Source organism: Sorangium sp. So ce327 (assembly GCF_051530205.1).
Taxonomy (GTDB): Bacteria; Myxococcota_A; Polyangia; order Polyangiales; family Polyangiaceae; genus Sorangium; species Sorangium cellulosum_B.
Map to the genome: position 1 here is coordinate 10,055,409 of NZ_CP150330.1, position 20,927 is coordinate 10,076,335.

Below are 20,927 nucleotides of genomic sequence, written 5' to 3' on the forward strand. Positions count from 1 at the left end.
GCCACAAACCGCTTGATCTTCACACGCATTGGCTCGCCTACCCGCCCGTAGCACCTCCCATCCCGGACGACGCCCTGGCCTCGCTCAGCGCTTCACCGAGCGAGAGCCGCCGGCGCCACGGGCGACGTGCTCACAAAAGTTCACCAGAGCCATTCATTGATCACGCCTCGTCTTGAAGGTCCGACGGATCGAAGCCTTTCCCTTTGTTTCAATCGGCAAGAGGGCTGTACTTTGCTCTCTAACCACTTTAATTACGATCCATGAAACTTCGACTCTCAAACTTCGCCGCCGCAGCGATCCTCACCCTCCTGTCAGCTCTTTCAGGCTGCTCCGATGATGGAAGCACCGGCAGCTCGGAAGCCGGCACGACCACTACCTCAAATGCGTCCGGGTCTGGCGGGCAGGGCTCGGGCGGGGATGGCGCCGGCGGCGCCACGGCCTCGAGCTCGACCTCCGCTGGAACCGGCGGTGGCGGCTCGGCGGTCGACCCGACCTTTGAAACGGTCAGAGCGGTCGTCGCGCAAACTGGCTGCTCCGATGCGAGCTGCCACAACGGCGAGGCGGAACCGAGGCTGCTCGACGACGAGACCCTCTACGCGACCCTGACGACGCACATCTCCGAGGCGTGCGGAGACATCCCGCTCGTCACCCCCGGCGAGCCAGAACAGAGCGCCCTCGTCAAGATCCTCAAAGGCCCCTGCGGGGATATCGCCCGCATGCCCAATGGATGCGTCAGCGAGCCCGGCCCGGAATACACGTGCCTGCCCCAGGCATACATCGACGCGATCGAGCAGTGGGTCGCCGACGGCGCGCAGCAGCAGCAGTGAGCGGCCGATGACGACGACGCGGGCTCCGCCCCGGAGCTCCGCGTCGTTGTGCTGATGACATGAGGTCATCGCGGTCGGTGCGACCCAGCGCCGAGCAAAAGGCCCCTCCTGAGGGGAGGGGCCTGGTCTTCATTTCGCCCGAGCCGGCAGCCCCGGCGCGAGCGACGATCAGCCGTTCGCGCGAAGCGCCTTGAACTCACCAGCGTCCTTGATGGACACTGGATTGGTCTCGCTGGCGAAGAGCTTCGTGTCGTCGTGCTTGCCGAAGTGAGTCACCTCTGCCGAGCCGCCGATCGCCGGGAAGCCGTCCGCGCCGGCCTTCACCCCGATGGCGTTCAGCAGGTTGCAGAAGTACTTGTTGATCGGCTGCGTGGCGACGTCCGGCGGAGTCCCCGTGCCGTCGATCTCGCCGAACTCGAGCTTCGTCTGGCCCGGTCCGCAGGCAGCCTCGCTGTTACCGACGGCCAGGTCAGCCTTGCCACCTTCGACGTTCACGGCCTGACCCGTCTTGAAGTAGCCGCCGCAGCTCCCTGCCTGGAGGATCGGCAGGTTGTTGAGGTTGTGGCTGTTGCCGTCCGAGTCCTCCTGGAACCAGACGGTCGCGGTGTTGTCGAGGAGCTTCCCCTCGCCCTCATCGATGCTGTCGAGCCGACCGACGAGGTAAGCGAACTTCTTCGCGTACCAGTCGTCGATCTGCTGGATCATCTCGATGACCCCAGGAACGCAATCACCACCCATGTTGGCGTCGCCGACGCGGTGGGAGATGCCATGGGAGTCCTTCGAGTGATTGATGCCGTCCCACTTGAACGTGAGGGTGCCGGGGAACTTCATGAAGATGACGCGGTTCTGGTCGCAGATGGCCGAAAGCACCGCGAGGTCCATCATGACGTTCGTCGACTTCGACAGGTCGATGCCGAGGCCACCCCCCTGCGAGGCCGCCTGCACGGACTGGGCCGTCAAACCGAGCGCCTCTGCCTGGGCGGCGCTGCACTGGGCCCTGACCGTGTTCGTGGTCTGGTGGAGGAGGTCCTTCCAGTCGGAGAGCCGCTGCTTGTCCGCCTGGCTCATCCTGACCCGCTCGAGGGTCTCCAGGTCCTCCCGCACGACGTCGATCACGCTCTTGCCGCGGACCACCTTGTACGTATCCTGCGACACGGGGCCCTGACCGAAGAGGCCCGTGAGGTTGTTGTAGATCGTCGTCGGAGACCCGATGCCGGGGAAGATCTGCTTGGGCTTGTCGTACGAGAAATTGGAGAACGCGTCCTGCCGCACCCCGCCGATCTGCATCACGAGGGGGGCGGCGCCGTTGGGGTTGACCTGCTCCGCGGCGATGTGATCGAGCGACCGCCCTGTCGACTTCGCGTTGAACTTGTCGCTCTCGGGCGTCACCGGGTAGCAGGTGAAATACGACCCCATGACCTGACCGTGGGGGTCGTTGTTCTGGCCGTGGGTCCGCCCGAAGCTCCACTCGTTCATCCCCCGGATGCCACGGGGCATCAGGAGCTTCTTTGCGAAGGGCGCGAGGTGCTTGAGCGTCGTCGCCTGGTAATCGGCGGCGGTCAACTCGCCATGGGACTTCTTCGGGAACCACCGGTTCGTCAGGCAGCCATAGTGCGTGAAGAGCACGATCAGCCGCTTCGGAGCGCCGCCGCCGGCCGATTGCGCCTCGGCGTCACGCTCGGCGACAGAGCCCAAGAAAGGTGCAGCGACGACGGCTCCACCCAGGCCTCGGAGGAATACTCTTCGGTTGAGGATCTTCATCATGGTCGTATTCCTTCTCAATCCCCGAGGACGGTGCGCAGGCGGAACGAATCGGCCTGGGTAAGATCGGTAAGCAAATTGATGATGGTATAGCCGTCGCTCGACAGCTTGTCGCTGAGCTCGTTGACGGTGCAGGCGTCGTTCGTGTTCGGCACCCTCCGGCGGGCCCAGGAGACCCACTGCTCGGCATAGTGACGCTTGGCGATCGCACCAGCGCCGAGCTCGGTCATCATCTCGAGGGGCGACGTGATCGTCTTGGTGTTGGTCTCGCTGAAGTAAACGTCGTCCGTCGCGTCGATGTCGCCGCCGAGCGGATCCTTCGTCTGCACCTTGCCGACCGAGTCGAACCTCTCGAGCACGAAGCCCGGCGGGTTGACCAGCTTGCTGTGGCAGTCGACGCACCCCGCAGGCGAGGTCAGCGCCTCGATGGCCTCACGCTCCGTGGAGAACGGGCCCGGAGGCCGCGGCGTCTGGTCCGCGCCGGGCGTCGGCTTCAGGGTGAGCCCGAGCAGCCTGTTGGCGACGAACGCGCCCCGGAGGATCGGGCTCGTGGCGCCGAAGGACGAGTAGGAGCTCAGGAACCCGACGCGGGTCAAGAACCCCGGCCGCACGTTCGGGTCGAGCTCCACCCGCGTCAGCTCCGCGCCATAGTCGGCCGCGTTGAGCCCGTAGATCGGAGCGGTGTCCTTGTTCACGTAGGCGACGTTGCTGAGGAAGATGTCCTTGAACGACCCCCCCCCGAACGCCACCTCCTCGAAGAAGGCGTCGACCTCGGCCAGCATCGGAGCGACGATGTCCGGGGAGTAGTCGGGGAACTTGGTCGTGTCGTGCTCGACCTGTCCCCAGTGCGAACCCTCACGAATGTCCGCATAAGCACGATGGAACAGCGCCACGATCGGCGCCGTCTTGGTGCGGTCCTGGACCATCCGCTCCGCCTGCGCGAGGATCTGCTCCCTGGTGGTGAGCTGACCCGCGTCTGCGGCGGTGTTCAAGGCGTCATCCGGAATGGAGCCCCAGAGCAGGAACGCGAGCCTCGTCGCCACCTCGTGGCTGGAGAGCTTGATGGCGCCGTTCTCCGTGTCGTCCGTCAGCTCGGGGACCGTGATGAACGAGGGCGAAGCGAGCATGGCGAAGAGGATGGCCTCGGCGACCTCCGCGGGCGTGCCCTTGGGCTCCAGCGCGTTGAACCGCATGTAGCGCTGCACCTCTTCGTCCGTCACAGGGCGGCGGAAGGCCTTGCGGCCGAAATCGCGGATCGTCGACTCGAGGCACCCGGCCGCCGCAGGATCGCAGGCGATGAACCTGGACTTGTTCGCTCCCGCCATCACCTCGGCCGCGATGCTCTCGGCGGCCACGAGGTAGGAGTTCCAGGCGATGTCCGTCATGCTGCCCTCGAAGTCGGACACGAGGAGCGAGGACGGGTTGCCCGTGGGAGCGTTTGGCACGTTCGTCACGCCGAGCAGATCCCTCACCACCGCGTCGTACTCCCGGTTCAAGAGCCGCGGGACCTGGGACGTCGCCCAGATGCCGGGAGTGCAGACATCCGGGTCGCCGGGGTCCGGCTCCACCGGCCCGCCCCCCGTACCGGTGCCAGAGGTCTCCCCACCACCGGAGGAGACCCCAGGTTCACCGGGTGCTATCTCGCCAGTGCAACCAGCGAGAAAAGGTGATGACGTCAAAAATGTTGCCGTACCAATGTACGCTAGTTGCCGCAGCGTTCGCATAATGTGACTATCCCCGCCCTGCGTCGAGCTGATCCCCCTGCGCATGATTCCAACGCGGGCCCCGGCCGGGCGCGTTCGCCGAGCGGCCTTCGCCTCAGGGTTGAGCGCAGAAACGGCGCCAGATGTCGCGGTAGATCGACTCGAGATTGCGGGCGAAGCGCGGGCCGTCCATGAGCGGCGACTGCTTCATGCGATCGCGCAGCGTTCGGCGAAGCTCGCCCAGGAGCTCGAGGTTCTCGGCGAGCGAGCTGGCGACCCGAACGTAGTCATCCGGCGTCGTCGCGATGAGCTCCGGCAGACCCAGGTTCATCGCCTGGCAGACGCCGGCGCGGCCGACCACGGTTTCACCTGCGAGGGTCACCACCGGGACGCCCATCCACAGCGCGTCGAGGCTCGTGGTGTGGCCGTTGGAAGGGAACGTATCGAGACAGATGTCGATCTCGCGGTACCTTCGCAGATAGTCGAGCCGCCCGCACCGATCGACGAACTCGATCCGATCGAGCTGGACGCCCCCCTCCTCGAAGATCGAGCGCACCCGGTCCCGCGCCCTTCCCCGAGGCGCCATGAGCGTGAGCCGCGACCTGGGCACCGCGGCCAGCACCCTCGTCCAGACATGAAGCACCCCTTCATTCACCTTCCTGAAGTGGTTCAGGCAGCCGAAGTTGACCCTCCCCTCCGTGAGAGCGGGGAGAGCGCTCACGTCGGGCACGTCGGTGAGCGGGTCGTAGCACCAGAAGGAGTCGGGGAGCCGAAGGGTCTCCTCCGTGTAGACGTCCGTGCTTGCGCCGGGGGGATCGAGGAAGGGATCGGACAGGCGATAGTCCATCGATTCGAGGCCCGTCGTCCCGGGGTACGCCAGCCAGCACACCTGAAGGGGAGCGGGCCGGCGGGCAAAGGCCAGGACGCGGCGGTCGGTCATATGCATGGTGAGGTCGACCAGGATATCGATCTGATCCCGTCGAATGACCTCGGCCAGGGCAGCGTCGTCCAGCGCCGCGACCTCGCGAAAAACATCGGCATGACCGCGAATGCGATCCGTCAGGCTATCCGGCTTGTCCGTGCTCGAGTAGAAGAAGATCTCGAACTGCCGGTGGTCATGGTTCTGGAACAGCGGGATCGTGAAGAGAGACTGGACGTGGGTTCGGAAGTCGGGTGACACGTAACCGATGCGGAGCCGCCGGTCGGACGAGCGATCGGTCGTGTGAGGGGGAGCCTGCGCGGCGAGGGGGCGGGCATGCCGGGCATTCCACGCGCGCGCCTCGGCGAGGATGTCGCTCTCGGTGACGTTCGGCCAGAACGGCATGTTGAAGAGAAGAGCGCTGTGCGCGGCGGGGTCGTCGGGACACAGGGCGACCGCTTCGCGGTACATCGCCTGGGACTCGTCGAGGAGCCCCGACTCGCCGAGCGCGGCGGCGAGATAATCCCGAGCGACATGGAAATTTCGGTCGATCTCGAGCGCTCGACGCAGATCGTCGATCGCTTCGTCGAAACGGCCCGCGTCCGCGTGAATCGCGCCGAGCGCAGTGTACGCGTTGGCCATCCGCGGATTGAGCTTCAGCGCCACGCGGTACCAGGCCGCGGCGTCGTCCGACCGGCCGCCGAGGCGCAGTGTCTCGCCGAGGGCCGCCAGGGCATCGGAGGCGCTCAAGCTCGACTCGGGGCTGCGCGTCGCCGCCGGACCGACCCCGGCGGCGGATGCCCCCCGCTGGTCTCTCAGGCTCGCGAGGCGCTCGCCAGCCTGCAATAACCCAGGTTCGAGATCGCGGGCGCGCTCGTAGCATGCCGCCGCCGCGTCCAGGTCCCCTTGCTCCTCGAACGTGAGAGCGAGGTTGAACACCGATTCGGCGAAGTCGGGCTTCCGAGCGACGGCCATGAGCAGCACGGCGACCGCCTGGGGTCTCCGGCCGAGGCAGCGATACACGTCGCCGAGATGCGACAGGTAGAGGGCGTTGTTCGGGGCGACGCGGACGGCTCGCTCGAGGAGCGCGGCGGCCTCCGTGAGCCGACCGGATTGGACGGTGATCACGCTGAGAAGAAGCAGCGCGTCGCCATGCCCGGGCGCTTGCTCGAGCGTGCCGCGATAGAGGAGCTCTGCGCGATCGACCTGCCCGGCCCGATGAAACTGCACTGCCAATTCGAAGAGCGAAGCGGCGGTCACGGGGAGTTCCTTGTCGGAAGAGCGCGGGATCGCGCCGAGCAGGATGGCTGCGCCCGGGCGCTGAGCGCAAGCCGGTTTTCTTGTCGACCGGCGCATCCAGCATGGCTGTACGATGGAAGGGCCACTTCGGGATGGCCACTTCGAGGAGCTTGACTTTCGGATCGCGCCTCGAGCTCCTCGCCCCTCCCGACGTTGATCGTGCCGGACCAACCCAGGCAACCGAGCTCGGGCGCGACGCCTGGCGCGGCGAAGAGCCCTGCTGACATGGTGCGACGAGGAGCAACGACGCGACGCGGCCGTCCGTCTGCCTGGTGACGGGAGGTTTCGAGAGGCGCTCTTGGGCACGTGAGACCGGCTTGAGCGCACAAGGCACGAGTGTCAATCGACGCGTACAGCATGGCTGTACCCCAGAATGCCCTCCACGAAGCGCTTGATTTTCGGGTGGCGTTTGCTCATTCTACCCACACAAGAGGACGTTGTTCATCTCGCGCAGCTCTTGCCTACGGGCGACGTGGATCGCGCGTCGCCTCTGCAATCCGAAGCTCGAAGCCCTTTGCTTCGATCCACGGGAACGAGAGCTAAACCTTCTCTCTCACCATCCTCGTCGTGAACCATGAAATTTCGATTCTCAAGCTTCATCGCGGCAGCATTCGTCGCCGTCCTGTCACCGCTTTCAGGCTGCTCCGACGACCCTGACGATACCGGCGCTGGAGGCGCCGGCGGCACGGATGCCGGAAGCACGAGCGCCAGCGTGTCTACCTCGAGCGCGGTCGGGTCCGGCGGCTCGGGCGGGGCTGGCTCGACCAGCGCGAGCACCGGTGGCGACGGCGGCTCGACCGGCAGCGGCAGCGGGGAAGCGCCGACGTTCGAGACGTTGCAGTTCGTCATACAAAACGCTTGTTTCGGGGCGGGTTGCCACAACGACGATATGAACCCCCTGAACCTGATGGTCGACGAAGAGCTTCACATGAGGGTGAGCTCCCACGTAACCGAGCATTGCGGCGATCTCATCAACACCGAAAATCCGGAAGAGAGCGCGCTCATCAAGATCTTGAAGGGGCCGTGCGGCGGAACTCCGCGAATGCCCCTTGAGTGCGTCAACGATGACGATGCCAAGTGCATCCCCCCCGCCTACATCGAAGCGCTCACGCAGTGGATCGCCGACGGCGCGCAGGAGTAGCCGGGCTTCGCGAGTAGCCGCCGACGGGTCGCGGCGCCCCACGGGCGCATCGTGTCAGGGGATAGCCGAGCGACCCGTCGGATGGTTTACTTCTTTGCCATCGCGCCTGCCGGATATGCGGCTTGATCAGCGCCGGGCATGTCCACGGTGTTCGTCTCGAAGGCCCAGCTGCCACCCGGCGGAATCTGGACTGTGCCGGTGGCGATCGCGACGCCGAGCGGACGCCCGACGCGATTGACCGAGAAGACCGTGACAGAGGGGTCGCTCACCGCCACGTCGAGCCCGTTGGAGAGCGTGCCCGTGTACACCGTGCCGGCGCCGGCCGTCACGGCCTTCACGTCGCTGGCGGTGAGGCCATCGATGGGAACGACGTCGAGAGCAAAGTAGGGGCACCGGTAGACGACGTACCCCACATCGTCGATCGCGATGTCCGATGGCAGATCCGTCACCGCGGTCATGGTCACGTCACCTGGACCCACGCACGCAGCGATCGCGTCCGAGCCATCCGTGACGCGATAGAAATGCTGGGTCAACAACCCGTTGATCCCGGATGCCAGCGACTGCTGAGCCTTGTTGTAGAGCTCGACGGAGAGGGCCGCGCTGCAGGCCGGGGTATCCCCGTCGTTCCTCAAGGCGGCGTAGAGCTCGGTGTTGGTCGGTCCTTTGCGGAGAGTCAGCGCGATCACGTTGAGCACGCCGTTCCCGCCGGGGAGCGCCATGATGGTGAGGTCTTCGGGGACGATGATCGCGTCGTCACCAGCGTCCCCGCCCACCCCGGCACCGTCGCTCGCCTCGCTCGAGCAGGCCAGCGGGAGGAGCACGGCAGCAGGGAGGAGGAGGCGCTTCGCCAGCATGAACATGAGAAGAGATGCCCAGCCTATCGCTGCCCGCCATCGTTGGACAGCACGGAGTCGCGACGTGAGGCACATCAGGGAGAAAAGCAATTTCGCGATGCCCGCGATCGCCGGCGGCGCACAAACGCAAAGACCCCTTCGGTAGGAAGGGGTCTTTGGACCCGCGCTCGTCGGGGTGTTCAGGACCTGGCTCCGGGAGAGGTCAGGCCTTGAGCTCCGTGAACCCGCCCGGATTCTTGATCGAGGCGCCGGCGACTGCGCCCTTGCCGCCGATGAACTCTTCCGTCTTGTCGGAATAGCCGAACTTGGTCACCTCCGCGGAGCCACCCTTCGCAGGGAAGCCGTCCGCGCCCGCCTTCACGCCCATGGCGTTCATGATGTTGCAGAAGTACTTGTTGATCGGCGCGTTGCCGACCTTCGGATCGGTCCCGGTGCCCTGGTTGATACCGTTGACCTGGCCGCTGCCGTTGGCGCACTGCGACTCGCTGTTGCCGTTCGTCGGCGTCGACGCGGGGTCGACGTTGATGATCTGACCGGTCTTGAAGTAGCCGCCGCCGCTGCCGGCCTGGATGATCGGAGCGTTGTTGAGGTTGTGCGCGTTGCCGTCCGACATCTCGTTGAACCAGATAGCGACGCTGGTGTCGAGGACCGTCTGCCCGTTCCCCTGAGGGATGCTGTCGAGCATTCCGACGAGCTTCGCGAACTTCTGCGCGTAATAGGTGTCCACCTTGACGAGCCACTCGAGCGCGTTGGGCAGGCAGCTGCCGGTCATGCCGGCGTTGTCGAGGCGGTGCGAGAGGGAGTGCGACTCCATCGTGATGCCGAGCCCCTTGAAGTTGTAGTTTCCCGGGTACTTCAGGAAAATGACGGGGTTCGCGTTGCAGGCCGCCGCGAGCGCCGCGATGGCCGAGCTGATGTCCGCTCCATCCAGATCGCCGGAGACCTTGGTCGTGAGGACGTCGACGCCCAGGCCGCCCGACGACGCCTTCGAGGCGTTCGCGGAGGTCGCGCCGAGCATCACGCCGAGCTCCTCGCTGCACTGCGCGGAGGCCACCACGGTCCCTGTCTGGTTGAGGAGCTCCTTCCAGGCAGCGAGCTTGCGCTTGTCGGCCTGGCTCATGTCGAACCGCTCGAGCGTCTGCAGATCATCCTTCACGAGGTCGAGGATGCTCTTGCCGCGGAGCGCCGCGTAGGTGTCCGGATTCATCGGCTGCCCCGCCTGGAAGAGGCCCGTGAGGCTGCTGAAGGCCTGCGACGCGTTGAGGCCCCTGAAGATGGTCTCGGCGGCGGAGTAGGAGATCGCCGACTGAGAGTTGTCGTTCTGGCCAGCCGTGGCGATGAGCAACGGCGTGCCCTGCGGGCTGAGCTGCTGGGCCATGACGTGATCCAGCGAGGGACCGACGGGCTTCGCGTTGAACTTCGTCGCCTGGTTGAAGCTGAACGGGTCGTTGCTGTTCGGGGTGACCGGCTGGCAGGTGAAGAACGACCCCACGATCTGCGTGTGGGAGTCGTTCCCCTGTCCACGCTTCATGTTGGAGGTCCACTCGTTCATGGAGCGGATGCCGCGCGGCATGAGGAGCTTCTTCGCGTAGGGAGCGAGGGACGCGAGGCTCGTCGACTGGAGGTCAGCAGCCGTGAGCTCACCCTGGGTCTTCGTGGGGAACCACTTGTTCGTGACGCACCCATAGTGGGTGAACATCACGATGAGCGCTTTCCCACCACCCGAAGCGGACTGGGCCTTTGCGTCGCGCTCCCACACGGAGCTGAGGAACGGCGCAGCCAGGGCGGCTCCGCCCAGGCCACGAAGGAAGATTCTGCGGTTCAGTTGCTTGCTCATGGTCAAGTTTCCTCAGCTTTCACGGCGTTTCGCGGACGCGCACGCGGAACGAATCCGCTTGAGTGAGATCGGCCAGCAGGTTGAGGATGCTGTAGCCACCCTCGGACAGCTTCATGTCGATCTGATCGACGACGCACTTATCTTTCCCGTTCGGATCCCGCCCGAAGGCATAGGAGACCCACGACTCGGCGTAGAGCTGCTTGGCCTTATGAAGCTGAGCGATCTCCTGCATGAGCGCGAGCGGAGAGGAGATCTCCTTCACGTTGCCGTCGCCGAAGTCGATGGTGTTCGTCGTGACGCTCGCGTCGATCGCACCACCAAGAGGATCGGTCGTCTGCAATTTTCCGATGCCGTCAAAACCTTCCATCACGAATCCCGGAGGATTGATGACCGAGTGGCAGCCTTTGCAGCTAGCCGGCTCCGTCAGCTTTTCGATCCTTGCGCGTTGCGTCGCGAAGTCGCCGGTGACGGTCTGCATGGTGGCGCCGGGGATGGGCGGACCCGGATTGACACCGAGCAGGTACACCGAGATGAACGCGCCTCGCAGGATCGGGCTCGTGGCGTCGTAGCCCGCGTAGGAGCTCAAGAACCCGACGCGCGTCAGGAAGCCCGGCCGCACGCTGGCGTCCAGCTCCACCTTGGTCAGCTCGGTGCCGTAGCTCGCAGGATCGAGCCCGTAGATCGCCGCGTTGTCCTTGTTGACGAAGGCGACATTGCTGAGGAGGAGATCGTCGAACGAACCGCCCTCGAACGCGACGTCTTCGAAGAAGGCGTCGAGCTCTGCCTGCCAGCTGGGCTTGGCGGCGTCGGAGTACAACGGATACGTCTCGGTGTCGTGATCCATCTTCCACCAGTGGGCGTTTCCGTTGTTCATCTGCGCCCAGTTGCGGTGGAACGCTGTCACGAGCGGCCCGGTCTTCTCGCGCACATCGATCATTCGCTGCGCCTGGGCCAGAATCTGCTCCTTGGTCTGGAGCTCGCCGTTGTCGGCGGCCGCGCTCAGCACCTCATCCGGAGCGGAGCCCCAGAGCAAGTAAGAGAGCTTCGTCGCCACCTCGTAGCTGGACAGCTTGATGCCCTGGCCGGACGCATCCGCGTCGGTCGCCAGCTCGGGGAGCATGAGGAACGAGGGCGACACGAGGAAGCCGACCAGCGTTGCCTCGGCGACCTCGGCGGGCGTCCCTGCCGGCGTAATCTGGCCCAGCTTCTGGAATCGCGCCACCTCCAGATCGGTCAGTGGGCGACGGAACGCCTTGCGGCCGAAGGTCTTGATCGTCTGCTCCAAGCAGCCGGCCGCCGCAGGGTCGCAGCTGATGAACTTGGACTTGTTCGGCCCAGCCATCACCGCCTTGGCGATCTTCTCGGCAACCTCTTGATAGAGCCGCCACGCGTCGGGGGTCATCGGGCCGTCGAAGTCGTCGACGAGCTGCTCGGACGGCAGCTTGCTGTCGACGCTGGTGACGCCAAGGAGATCCCGCACCGTGTTGTCGTACTGCCGGTTCAGCAGCCGAGGGATCTGGCTCGTGATCGGGATGCCGGGGATGCACTTCTCGGGGGGGCCGTTGTCGGGTTCGTCCGTGCCCCCCGAACCGGTGCTGCCGCTGCCGCTACCGCTGCCGGAGGTCTCCCCGCCGGTGATCCCACCTTCGCCGGGCGCTATCTCGCCGGTGCACCCGGCGAGGAAGGTCAATGAGGTGAAAAATGTTGTCGTACCAATGTACGATAGTTGCCGTAACGTTCGCATGACCTCACTATTCCCGGTCCGCGCCGGAGTGATCATGGGAGCGGATCAAAAGTGATGGATCGGCCCGAGGGTCGCCGTCCGCGAGATCACGCGCGTCTTGCCGAACGCTTCCTCTGGAGACGTGATAGTGAAACGCCGGCGTACGAGCGGCGCCCTGATGCTCTCTTCGATCTCGTGAAGCTGCCCGATTGGCGCGCGGACGCCGAGTTCGCTGTGGAACAGCGACGCGCGCGGGCCACTGCAGGGGCCGCCAAGCGCGTCATTGCGACGCGGCGCGGCGGCGCGGTCAGGGCCATAGAGCGCTCGACGAGAGCTCGCTCGGCCGCGAGAGGCCGGCGCTTCCTGCGCGAGCGCACGGGCCTCACGAATCCAGTAGGTTCTCAAATGTGCAACCCTGGCATTCCAAGCCTCGAGTCGTTCGTGGGCAACGCGCCGCATCACCCAACGTGAGGGCCATCACGCCAATCGGGTCATGCGCTCAGGGCGGTCAATTCTGGCTCGTAAAGCCGGGTTCGCTCGCGACGTCGTCGACCCGGTTGATTGAGAAGGACGCGGCGTCTCCTTTCCTCCGAGGCCTTCGCGAAAGCGGGCGCGGGGCCCCCGCTCGACCGAGCGTTGGGTGGATGATGTGCGGGTGTCGACCGGGCGCGTCGAGGCGCCTGTCGAGGAGATTCGCCCGGCGGCCGCTGAGAACGCGCGGGCTACCGCGGATGAAGACACGGTGTCGTCGTCCTGGAGTCGTGGGCGTGTGAACTTGGACACTCGCTCTCCAAGCGTCAGAAGGTTGGCGCTTGCCCGTGAGACGGTGTGACGCTAGCGTGAGCCCCGGAAGCCAGCTCCCCTGCCCATCGCCCTCTGCACAACGATGCAATCGAAGTCCTTGATCGTCATCGGGGCTGTCGCTCTTGCCCTCCCTCTCGCGTGCGCGGCGAGCCCCCTCGATGAGGGGGCGGGCAACGGCGGGAGCGGCCCTGGCAGCGGCGGGGGCGGCGGCGAGGCGGGAGCTGGATCGAGCGGCTCGGAGACGGGCGGGGGCGGCATGGGCGGGGACCCCGGCGAGGGCCTGCATTTCGTGCCGGAGGGCTTGTCCAGCACCGACACGGACGAGGACGGGGCTGGGCTCAAGCTGGTTGCCTTCACCCTGGTGCAGGGGGCGACGGGCCCCGAGCTCTACGCCGCGGTCAGAAATGACGGGGAGACCCCGTCCTGCGACGCCGGCCTGATGTTTTACTTCATCGACAAGGCCGATCAGCTCGTGACAACCTGGGGCGGTAGCTTGCTCAGCGGCCGGCTCTATCGGCTGGACGACGGCTCTGGCGTGATGATCCCCTGCATCGCCCCGGGCGAGATCGCGATGACCGGCTCAGCGGATCTCCCCGGTGACCTCGTGATCGAGGAGCTCGGGTATCTGAAGCACAGGTTTCCGGCCTTCACCGTGGACGTGGTCCCTGTCGATGCCGTCACCGTCAGCGAGGTGAAGACCGTCGGCGGGGGCGCCGGGAGCGCCTACACGGGCACGCTCGAGAACCGACTCGATGTGGCACTGAGCGACGCCAGGATAACGGTCTTCCCGGTGAATCGAGTCGGACGGCCGCTCGGCATGGCGACGAGCAGCGCGGCCGCCGACATTCCGCCCGGCGGGCTCTGGACCTTCGAGACGACTACCGTGGACGACGTCGGCGTTGATCACATCGCCTATCCGACGGTTTCGGTTCCTCCGTGAAGCGGGGTGCAGGTTCGTGGGATACGGATGTGGCCGGGGCAGGCGAATGATGTGCAGGAAAGTACGCCGCCGGGGCAAGAGCTTCGGCGTCGGGGTCCTCTGCGAGGAGCTGCTCGCCGCCGGCATCCCTGTCGTCGCAGGCGCTCGCGGCGCGCGGGCGCCGCGCGAGCTGCGCTAGCAGGAGGAAACGAAGATCAGGCGGATCGTCGCCAGCGTCCCGAGCACGAACAGCCCTGCATAGAAGATCGTCCGCTTGCGCCTCAGCTGCTCGGCGCTGAGCCCGGTCAACGCGGACTCCTCACAAGGCGCCCCCCCCCCGCCGGCGTGCACCGCCGGCACCGCGATCGGCTCGCTGCCTGCCGGCGGCGCGCTCGCTCCGGAGGGCCTGCGCGCGACGGGGGGCGTGCTCGCTCCGGACGGCCTGCCCGCGGCGGGGGGCGTGCTCGCTCCGGACGGCCTGCCCGCGGCGGGCGGCCTGCTCGCCGTGGAAGCAACGCCGTTCGCAGCCTGGGCCGCGGGCAGCCCTCGCTGGAGCTCCCCCTCCGGCGTGGTCGACATCGCGTGCTGGCGCGGGCGCTGCGGAACATCGTCCGGGCCGTCGAAATCGAGGTACTGCACCGAGAGCGAGCCCGTCGCGGCGCCGAGAGGGAGCGGGGCGTCGCTGCGGCCCGCCGCAGGAACGCTGTGCCGTCCATCGGGCGATGAGGGGCGGACCGACCTACGGTCGGCGGACGTGGTCCCGACCGCCGGCGCCTTTCGCCCGAGGCCCGGCGAGCTCTGTCTCGGCGCGCTCTCGGGAGGGAGCGACGGTGAGGCGCGGTAACCGGCGCCGCTCAGCGTGCCCGTCCTCGCGATGCAGGTCTCGACGTGCTCTTTCAGCTCGCTCCGGGCCTCTTCCTCGGCGCCGTGGCCCATGTCGCGGAGCACTTGCTCCAGATCACCGGCCAGCTTGCCCGCGCTGGCGGTCCGCTTCTCGATGGAGAACTCGGTCGCCGCGTCGAGCGCAGCCGAGAGCCGCGCGCCCAGGTCGGGCAGGAGCTCGCGCGCGCGAGGGATCGGCAGCGACGCGACGCCCATGATCAGCTGCCTCTGCGTCTCGGCCTTGCGCACCCGGCTGCCGAGCAGCGCCTCCAGGAGCGTGATTCCCAGGGAGAACACGTCCGCGCGCCCGTCGAACGGCTCCCCGCGCGCCTGCTCCGGAGGCATGTACGGGAGCTTCCCCTTGAACACGCTGCTCTCGGACTGCTCGTCCGCGAGGCCCGGTATCCGCGCGACGCCGAAGTCGGTCAGGCAGACGCGGCCGTCCCGCCCGATCAGGATGTTGGACGGCGAGACGTCGCGGTGGACGACCGCGTAGCTCTGCCCTTCGTCCTCGCACAGGCCGTGCACCGCCTCGAGCGCCCTCGCCATCTCCCGGCCGATGTAGGCCACGGCGCGCGGCGAGAACGCGCCCACCTTCCTGAGCACGCGATCGAGGGCAGGGCCGTCGATGTAGTCGAGCGCGAGGTACACCGAGCCCTCGAACTCCCCGAACTCGACGAGCCGGACGACGTTCGGGTGATCGAGCCGCGCGATCACCAGGGCCTCGGCGAAGAACGACTCCCTCGCGCTCTCGCCGAGCCCCGGCCTCGGGACCAGCCGCTTCAGCGCGACGTGGCGCCGGAGGTCGGGAGGCCCCTCCTCGGCGAGCCACACCTCCCCCATCCCGCCCTTGCCCAGCATCCGGATGAGCCGGTACTTGCCGGCGAACAGCTCCGGCGGCGGATCGGACTCGGCGTTCTTGCGACGCGGGCGGGAGGCGGGCATCTCGTTGTGTGCAGCGCTCGATCTCGACTCCGTCGAGGCTAGCCCTCCTGCTCGGGGTGGAGAGGGTGCAAGCAAGGCATGCCCGATCCTACCGCCGCCCGCGCGCCGCAGGAATCACCGCGTCGATGCCCGGCGCAGATACAGCCTGCGTGGACTGGGTCCCGCCTCACCGAGAGGGCGCCGCTCACGCCTCGCTCACTCCTGCGTGTGCTCCTCGCGGATCGGCTCCCGCATGGTCGTCGCCGGGAACCACTCGAAGAAGCGGTGGATGAGCTGGCGCCGCTCGGGCTCGATGTACTCGAACACGGCGCCCCGGTCGTTGATCTCCCAGAACTCGTTGCTCGTCACGGCCAGGAGCTCGGCGCGGATGGAGCGCAGCCTGTCGGGCCGCTCGTCGCGCATGTCGCGGTAGATCTTCCGCGCGAGCGCCTCCTCACCCTTCTGCAGGTAGTACGTGGCGAGCTTGACCTGCGCCTTGCGGACGCCGCGGAGCGACGGCTCCTGCTGATCGAGCTCCGCTTCCTTGTCCACCTCGAGGAAGAGCTGGAGCAGCTCGTCCCGGGCAGGTGCGTGCAGGTCGTACGCGCGCTCGTTGACCACGCAGAGATCGAACGCGACGGTCTCGGTGAGGAACGCGAGCCCCATCGCGTGCGCCGTCTGCGCGTAGTACTTGAAATGACGCGCGATCTCGAGGACCTGATCCCCCCACCCCGCCTTGAGCAGCTCCTCCGCGAGGTAGCGGTACTGGTTCAGGTTGTTGTAGGCCGCGGCGATGTCCTTCGCGTTGAGCGACCTGCGCATGTAGGTGTTGAAGAACTTCACGACGACCGCGACGGCCGCCCGGTCTCCAGCGGCGATGGCGGTCTGCCCGATGTAGCGCGTGTCGATGGCGATGCGCGTGATGAGGTCGGGCATCGCCGTGAGCGCCTCGCGATAGACCATCAAGAACTGGCGGAGCGCCTTGTACTCGAGCCAGGTCCGCGCGGTCGACAGCTTGCCGAGCGCCTCGGCGTTCATGCTCACGAAGTCGGTGTCCTTCGCGAGGCGATCGCGGATCTGGAACCAGCGCGGATCGAGCGTCGCCTTGTGGGGCAGGTACGCGACGACGAGCTCCGACAGCGAGTCGATCGTCTTCGACGCGATCCCCTTGTCCTTCTGGTCGATCGCGTTGAGCGCCACGTCGGCGAGCTGCTCCAGCGACGAGAGCGCCGTCACCCGCCGCTCGTCGACCTCGGCCTCGTCCTCTCCGCCCGCGGGGCGCAGCGCCTGCTCGACGCCGCTCGTCTTGATCCGCCGGACCACGTTGTCGGGCTCGACGAAGTCGAACACGTACCCGAAGTAGGGCGCCATCATGAGCAGGCTCGCGGTGAGCAGCCCCATCGTGACGACGACGCCGTACGTGGGGACGAAGGCGTCCTCGGTCGAGCCGACCTCGCCGACGCGGATCGAGAAGTTGACCCACAGCGAGAACACCGCGCTGACGACGAAGAAGCCCATCACGAGCATGTTCGTCCGGTCGCGGAAGAACATCTCGGTGATCCGCGGCGTGTAACGGTTCGCGGCGAGCTGCACGATGATGGACGCGACCGTGATGACGATGCCGAGGATGGCGGCGATGACCTCGCCGATGCCGCCCATGATGTGCTCGGCGTCGCTCGGCGACATGCGCGCGAACACCTCCCAGAGCGAGAGGTGCGCGTTCTCGTGTCGCGCGACGTCGAGCAGGTGGACCACGGCGAGGGTCGCGACGCTGACGCCCAGGAGATAGGACATCGGCCGCAGCCAGATGCGGGCCACGGTCGCGCCCCTGCGACGCTGTCGTTCGGCGTCGTCTGCGGTCCGATCGGGTCTCATCAGGTGACCGCCGCTCGGTCGACCTGCTTGCCGATCCGCCTGCCCACCCGCTCCACGCTGCCCCCCACGCACCTGCTCCACGCGTCCGCCACGCCAGGCGGCGGCCCGGCTATTTCTTCTCCGGGGGGCTGTCGAGATCTTCCGCGAGGTAGCTGAGGATCACCTCGTCGAGCGACTTCTCGCTGATCAGGTCCTCACCGAAGATCGAGGCGCCCTCCGCCGGCCGGTTCGTCGCGAAGATGCTGGCCGGGCGCGAGGCCGCGTAGCGGCCGGAGCCAGGGCCGCCCGAGAAATGCTCGACCGCGACCTGGGGCGCGGGCGGCGCGACGGGCTGCTCGGGGTGGACATTGCTGTAGACCCCGGCGCCGGAGGCCGCGGACTCCGCCCGCCGCCCGATCACCGACGCAGGCGGCGGCGGGAGGTCCTGGATCTGCTGAAAGAACGGCGTCTGTGCCTCGGCTGCGGCGCGCTCCAGCGCGTCGAGATCGAGATCGATGGACGGTTGTTCGGGCTTGATCTCGGCGGGCGACGCCGGGCGTACGGCCCTGCCGGCGAGCGGGCTGGCCGCGCGCCCGCCGCCGAGCGCCTGGAGCGCGACGGGATCGAGCTCGAGCCGGGGGCGCCCGCTGCCCGAAGCGGGCGCCGGCTCGGCCGCCGGGGCGCGCGGCGCCGTGGCGAGGGGCGCGGCCGCTGGCCTTGCGGGCTGCGCGGCGGGCCTGGGCGCCGGCGTCGGCGCGGCTGCCGGCTTCGGGCGCGGCGACGCTTCAGGCATGACGGGCGGCGTGAGGGGCCGGGACGGCGGGGGCGGCTTCGGCGCGCCCGTCACCTCGGGCGACGACGGCGACGACGCCCGCGCGGGCTTGCTCGCCTCCGGATGCGACGGGGCGGGGGCGGGGCCTGCGGACACGGCGCCTGCCGACACGGGCGGGGCGGCGGTGTCGTCGAAGAGGTAGTCGAAGTGGCCGTCGCGCAGGGCGATGAACATCGCCTTGTGCTGCTCCTTCATGAGGCCGCGGACCGTCTCCGCGAGCGAGGCCTGACCGACGTGCTCCGCGTACGAGGTCTTCGTGGTCTTGAGGATGCGCCCGCCGTCGGCGAAGAGGTGCGTGATGATGTGAGGATGGCGAATGCCCGAGTCCTCAGTCTGTATGTGGAACAACCGCCCCTTGTGCCGGACGTTGTTGTTGAAGCCGAGCAAGGGCGACGGGGCTTTCACGACAGGCAATCCGAGGGTGGGGAGGTGAGGAGATCGCGCCAGCGGGGAGCGCTCGCCACGGCCGAGACTATCACAGCGCGGCGCGCCCGGAACGATTCGCAGCGCGCCGGCGTCCCTTCACGTTCCTCCGCCGCTCTTCCGCCTTCCTCCGCCGCTCCTTCACCGTCTCCGCGGTAGGGGAGCATGTCGGGGTTGGTCCTCCGCGGACCGCGCGCGGGTCGCGTCAGGGCAGACAGCGCTCCAGGTCGTCCGCAGTTCCCGCCTGGAGGGCGCACGCCACCTCCGCCTGCGTGAGGTCGGCCTCGCAGCGGACGAAGCCGCGCTCCCCGGCGGCCGCGCGCGCCATCGCGGTCCTCTCGGCCACCTGGGACGCAGCGGGCTCGGGGTTGGCTGCGCGCAGGACGAGCTCGACGTATCGATCGAGGAGCGTGGCGCACTCCTCGGCGGACGGGCGTGGAGCAACGCGGCGGAGCGCGGCGCGCCCCACAAGGATACCGAGCACCAGCAGGACGATCGCCAGGGTTGCCAGGACGTCGGTGCGGGTCGCGGGGCGCGTCACTCCAGACACGTATCGACCTGCTCCGGGGTCGTTGCCTGCCGGACGCACACCATCGCAGCGTCGGTGATGCGGCGCCCGACGCACCTGTCGATGAGCTCCTTGCCGCGGGCGTCCCGCACCGCCGCCGTGCGCTCCTCGACGAGCTTCGGGTCGACGACGTTCTGCGCCCGGAGCTCGATCTCGGCGCTCCTCCGGAAGATGGCCTCGCACTCGTCGCGGCTGGCCGGATGCCCGCACCCGGCCAGGAGCGGCAGGCCGGCGAGCAAGGCCAAGCATGGCGCGAGCCCGAGGACCCGACCCAGGTTGAGGACCCGACCCAGGTTGAGGACCCGACCCAGGTTGAGGACCCGACCCAGGTTGAGGACCCGACCCAGGTTGAGGTTGAGGACCCGACCCAGGTTGAGGTTGAGGACCCGACCCAGGTTGAGGTTGAGGACCCGACCCAGGTTGCCGGAGACCGTGGAGACGGAATACCGCCTCCTTTGAAGGGAAGTTGAGCCAGGACGGCGACGCATGGCCGCGACGATGGCGCCACGCTCGATGGGGCGCAACAAGGTCCAGCCGAAGCCGACAGCCCGTACTGGCGCACGGCCAACCCCAGCCGGCACCCAGCCGTCGTCCACGACCGGCCACCTGCCAGCCATGTGGCCCGAGTCAAGATGGAATCGTCGCGTATTGCTGGAACGCGTGTGCAGGTCTGTTAGGATTGCTTTCTGTGCGCAAGGCGAGCGAGCACGGTGACAGCGTGGGCGGCGCTCGATCCGTCCGTACGGGCCCCGGGGGTACGCGGCGACGCACGAAAGCGACGGCGCAGTCCGTTGCGGGCAGCGGGAATGACGCTGGCCCCAATCCTCCACGAGAGAAACGGCCGAGCAAGGCGCCGCGACGGCGCGCGCCCGCGGCGGCGCTGACCGCGGAGGAGATGCTGCGGCGCGCGCTGGGCGCGGCGACCCCGCGGTCGCGCGCCCTCTGGGCGCGGCGGGGCCTGTCGCTCCGGGGGCCGCTCGACAGGACGACGCAGGCCATGCTGCTGCGGCAGCTCTACCTCGCGTATTTCGAGACACGCCGCTTCGAGCGGGCAGCCGAGGTGGCGGAGCAGATCCTGGCGCTCGACGTGCTGAGCGACGTCGCCCACCAGGACGCGGCGCGCGCGAAGCAGGCCCTCGGGGACATCGAGGGGGCCGTCGGGCACCTCCGGCTGGCGGCGCGCACGGGGCCGGCGAGCCGGAGGGCGTTCCACTGGTGGACGCTGGGCAGCGTGTATCACCTGGCACGCCGGTACGACGAGGCGATCGGCGCGCTCACGCGCGCGGCGCGCTGGGGCACGCGGGACAAGCCGCTCTACCAGGGGCACCTCGCCGTCGTGCAGTGCGAGAGCGGCCAGCCGGTGGAGGGGCTCGGCGCGCTGATCGATCGGCTCTCGGAGGTGCCGGCGGGCCAGGGTTACGGCCGGTTCGTGCTCGGGCAGATGGCCTACTTCGACCAGCGCTGGGACGAGGCCAAGAAATACCTGGAAGCCTTCGTCCAGCGGAGCACCTCGGGGAGGGCCGCGGTCGCGATCGCGCTCGGCGCGGAGATCGAGGCGGCGCGCCGGACGCTCGCGTCCCTCGCGGAACGCTGATGCCGGCCTGAACGGACGGCGGCCCGCCGCACGACCCCGATCGCTTTGCTATAGAACCTTCGT

16 protein-coding genes are annotated in these 20,927 nt (G+C 67.7%); 5 read left to right on the forward strand and 11 right to left on the reverse strand.

Going from position 1 to position 20,927, the window contains the following annotated elements; all coding sequences use genetic code 11:
• The first annotated feature begins 260 nt into the window (after positions 1-260).
• Entirely contained in the window at positions 261-827 is a 567-nt protein-coding gene (locus WME95_RS37670) for a hypothetical protein (protein ID WP_437904143.1), read from the forward strand.
• A 168-nt stretch (positions 828-995) separates the two neighbouring features.
• Here WME95_RS37670 and WME95_RS37675 read toward each other — a convergent pair whose 3' ends face one another.
• The 3 genes from WME95_RS37675 to WME95_RS37685 all read right to left on the reverse strand — a co-directional run bounded on the left by WME95_RS37675 (position 996) and on the right by WME95_RS37685 (position 6,470).
• The gene (locus WME95_RS37675; protein WP_437904144.1) at positions 996-2,591 is read right to left on the reverse strand and encodes a DUF1552 domain-containing protein; all 1,596 of its coding nucleotides are present in this window, start codon (positions 2,589-2,591) and stop codon (positions 996-998) included.
• Positions 2,592-2,605: 14 nt separating this feature from the next.
• Positions 2,606-4,156, reverse strand: coding sequence for a DUF1592 domain-containing protein (locus tag WME95_RS37680; RefSeq protein WP_437904145.1), 1,551 nt, complete (start codon positions 4,154-4,156; stop codon positions 2,606-2,608).
• 250 nt (positions 4,157-4,406) lie between these two features.
• Complete coding sequence (locus WME95_RS37685; RefSeq protein ID WP_437904146.1) at positions 4,407-6,470, reverse strand: O-linked N-acetylglucosamine transferase family protein; 2,064 nt, start codon at positions 6,468-6,470, stop codon at positions 4,407-4,409.
• 751 nt (positions 6,471-7,221) lie between these two features.
• Here WME95_RS37685 and WME95_RS37690 point away from each other — a divergent pair.
• The gene (locus WME95_RS37690) at positions 7,222-7,650 is read left to right on the forward strand and encodes a hypothetical protein (RefSeq protein ID WP_437904147.1); all 429 of its coding nucleotides are present in this window, start codon (positions 7,222-7,224) and stop codon (positions 7,648-7,650) included.
• Positions 7,651-7,736: 86 nt separating this feature from the next.
• Here the strand turns inward: WME95_RS37690 and WME95_RS37695 are convergent, their stop codons facing one another.
• The 3 genes from WME95_RS37695 to WME95_RS37705 all read right to left on the reverse strand — a co-directional run bounded on the left by WME95_RS37695 (position 7,737) and on the right by WME95_RS37705 (position 12,121).
• The gene (locus tag WME95_RS37695; RefSeq protein WP_437904148.1) at positions 7,737-8,510 is read right to left on the reverse strand and encodes an FxLYD domain-containing protein; all 774 of its coding nucleotides are present in this window, start codon (positions 8,508-8,510) and stop codon (positions 7,737-7,739) included.
• Positions 8,511-8,706: 196 nt separating this feature from the next.
• Positions 8,707-10,341: a DUF1552 domain-containing protein gene (locus WME95_RS37700; RefSeq protein WP_437904149.1), complete on the reverse strand. Its 1,635-nt coding sequence runs from the start codon at positions 10,339-10,341 to the stop codon at positions 8,707-8,709.
• A 19-nt stretch (positions 10,342-10,360) separates the two neighbouring features.
• Entirely contained in the window at positions 10,361-12,121 is a 1,761-nt protein-coding gene (locus WME95_RS37705; protein WP_437544698.1) for a DUF1592 domain-containing protein, read from the reverse strand.
• Between the two features lie 829 nt (positions 12,122-12,950).
• Here WME95_RS37705 and WME95_RS37710 point away from each other — a divergent pair.
• Together WME95_RS37710 and WME95_RS37715 are read left to right on the forward strand one after the other, a co-directional pair.
• On the forward strand, positions 12,951-13,808 hold the full coding sequence (locus WME95_RS37710) for an FxLYD domain-containing protein (RefSeq protein WP_437904150.1): 858 nt from the start codon (positions 12,951-12,953) through the stop codon (positions 13,806-13,808).
• 46 nt (positions 13,809-13,854) lie between these two features.
• Positions 13,855-13,986, forward strand: coding sequence for a hypothetical protein (locus tag WME95_RS37715; RefSeq protein WP_437904151.1), 132 nt, complete (start codon positions 13,855-13,857; stop codon positions 13,984-13,986).
• Here the strand turns inward: WME95_RS37715 and WME95_RS37720 are convergent.
• The 5 genes from WME95_RS37720 to WME95_RS37740 form a co-directional block, all read right to left on the reverse strand.
• Positions 13,983-15,614, reverse strand: coding sequence for a serine/threonine protein kinase (locus tag WME95_RS37720; protein WP_437904152.1), 1,632 nt, complete (start codon positions 15,612-15,614; stop codon positions 13,983-13,985). The genes WME95_RS37715 and WME95_RS37720 overlap by 4 nt on opposite strands.
• A 195-nt stretch (positions 15,615-15,809) precedes the next feature.
• Positions 15,810-17,468: a DUF2254 family protein gene (locus WME95_RS37725; RefSeq protein ID WP_437904153.1), complete on the reverse strand. Its 1,659-nt coding sequence runs from the start codon at positions 17,466-17,468 to the stop codon at positions 15,810-15,812.
• A gap of 109 nt (positions 17,469-17,577) precedes the next feature.
• A complete protein-coding gene (locus tag WME95_RS37730; protein ID WP_437904154.1) occupies positions 17,578-18,684 on the reverse strand; it encodes a hypothetical protein in 1,107 nt (368 codons plus the stop codon).
• A gap of 223 nt (positions 18,685-18,907) precedes the next feature.
• Entirely contained in the window at positions 18,908-19,243 is a 336-nt protein-coding gene (locus tag WME95_RS37735) for a hypothetical protein (RefSeq protein WP_437904155.1), read from the reverse strand.
• A complete protein-coding gene (locus WME95_RS37740) occupies positions 19,240-19,758 on the reverse strand; it encodes a hypothetical protein (RefSeq protein ID WP_437904156.1) in 519 nt (172 codons plus the stop codon). Before WME95_RS37740 ends, WME95_RS37735 begins: the two co-directional genes overlap by 4 nt.
• A gap of 407 nt (positions 19,759-20,165) precedes the next feature.
• On the opposite strand from WME95_RS37740, the gene WME95_RS37745 reads away from it, so the two are divergent.
• A complete protein-coding gene (locus WME95_RS37745) occupies positions 20,166-20,864 on the forward strand; it encodes a tetratricopeptide repeat protein (protein ID WP_437544713.1) in 699 nt (232 codons plus the stop codon).
• Positions 20,865-20,927 lie beyond the last annotated feature (63 nt).

Bases quoted from the DNA above. Each gene is read 5' to 3' on its own strand.
- WME95_RS37670 (WP_437904143.1), top strand. From the start codon at position 261: ATGAAACTTCGACTCTCAAACTTCGCCGCCGCAGCGATCCTCACCCTC.
- WME95_RS37675 (WP_437904144.1), bottom strand. From the start codon at position 2,591: ATGATGAAGATCCTCAACCGAAGAGTATTCCTCCGAGGCCTGGGTGGA.
- WME95_RS37695 (WP_437904148.1), bottom strand. From the start codon at position 8,510: ATGTTCATGCTGGCGAAGCGCCTCCTCCTCCCTGCTGCCGTGCTCCTC.
- WME95_RS37700 (WP_437904149.1), bottom strand. From the start codon at position 10,341: ATGAGCAAGCAACTGAACCGCAGAATCTTCCTTCGTGGCCTGGGCGGA.
- WME95_RS37705 (WP_437544698.1), bottom strand. From the start codon at position 12,121: ATGATCACTCCGGCGCGGACCGGGAATAGTGAGGTCATGCGAACGTTA.
- WME95_RS37710 (WP_437904150.1), top strand. From the start codon at position 12,951: ATGCAATCGAAGTCCTTGATCGTCATCGGGGCTGTCGCTCTTGCCCTC.
- WME95_RS37715 (WP_437904151.1), top strand. From the start codon at position 13,855: ATGATGTGCAGGAAAGTACGCCGCCGGGGCAAGAGCTTCGGCGTCGGG.
- WME95_RS37720 (WP_437904152.1), bottom strand. From the start codon at position 15,614: ATGCCCGCCTCCCGCCCGCGTCGCAAGAACGCCGAGTCCGATCCGCCG.
- WME95_RS37725 (WP_437904153.1), bottom strand. From the start codon at position 17,468: ATGAGACCCGATCGGACCGCAGACGACGCCGAACGACAGCGTCGCAGG.
- WME95_RS37740 (WP_437904156.1), bottom strand. From the start codon at position 19,758: ATGCGTCGCCGTCCTGGCTCAACTTCCCTTCAAAGGAGGCGGTATTCC.
- WME95_RS37745 (WP_437544713.1), top strand. From the start codon at position 20,166: ATGCTGCGGCGCGCGCTGGGCGCGGCGACCCCGCGGTCGCGCGCCCTC.